Origin of the sequence: Azospirillum sp. B506, assembly GCF_000333595.1 — a bacterium.
Taxonomy (GTDB): Bacteria; Pseudomonadota; Alphaproteobacteria; order Azospirillales; family Azospirillaceae; genus Azospirillum.
In genome coordinates this window covers 1-1,003 of record NZ_BADK01000657.1, presented here as the reverse complement: position 1 = coordinate 1,003, position 1,003 = coordinate 1, and the positions used below count along the sequence as shown (strand labels likewise).

Below are 1,003 nucleotides of genomic sequence, written 5' to 3'. Positions count from 1 at the left end.
GTCCCACACCTCGGGACGCTCCTTCTCCACCATCCGCTTGGCGGCCTTGATGGTGGAGGCGAGGCCGTACAGCTCCAGCTTGGCGTAGATGAAGGGCTTGAACAGCTCCAGCGCCATCTTCTTCGGCAGGCCGCACTGGTGCAGCTTCAGTTCCGGACCGACGACGATGACCGAACGGCCGGAATAGTCGACGCGCTTGCCGAGCAGGTTCTGACGGAAGCGGCCCTGCTTGCCCTTCAGCATGTCGGACAGCGACTTCAGCGGACGCTTGTTGGCGCCGGTGATGACGCGGCCACGGCGGCCGTTGTCGAACAGCGCGTCGACGGCCTCCTGCAGCATGCGCTTCTCGTTGCGGACGATGATGTCTGGCGCCTTCAGCTCGATCAGCCGCTTCAGACGATTGTTGCGGTTGATGACGCGGCGGTACAGGTCGTTCAGATCCGATGTGGCGAAACGGCCGCCGTCGAGCGGGACCAGCGGGCGCAGTTCGGGCGGGATCACCGGAATGACTTCCAGGATCATCCACTCGGGGCGCGACTGCGAGGCCAGGAAGGCGTCGATCAGCTTCAGGCGCTTGACCAGCTTCTTGCGCTTGGCTTCGGAGTTGGTGTCGCGCAGATCCTCACGGCAGCGCTTCTTCTCCTCGTCGAGGTCGAGCGCGGACAGCATGATGCGCAGCGCCTCGGCGCCGATCGACGCGGTGAAGGCGTCCTCGCCATACTCGTCCTGGGCGTTCATGTACTCTTCCTCGCTCAGCAGCGAATGCAGCTTGAGCGGGGTGAGGCCCGGTTCGATGACGACGTAGTTTTCGAAATAGAGGATGCGCTCCAGATCCTTGAGCGTCATGTCGAGCAGCAGGCCGATGCGGCTCGGCAGCGACTTCAGGAACCAGATGTGCGCAACGGGGGACGCCAGCTCGATGTGGCCCATGCGCTCGCGCCGGACCTTCGACAGCGTGACCTCGACGCCGCACTTCTCGCAGATGATGCCGCGGTACTTCATG

1 pseudogene is annotated in these 1,003 nt (G+C 63.8%); it reads right to left on the bottom strand.

What is annotated here, in order from left to right:
• Positions 1-1,003 (bottom strand): annotated as a pseudogene (locus I71_RS19505) (DNA-directed RNA polymerase subunit beta'); the annotation flags it as partial.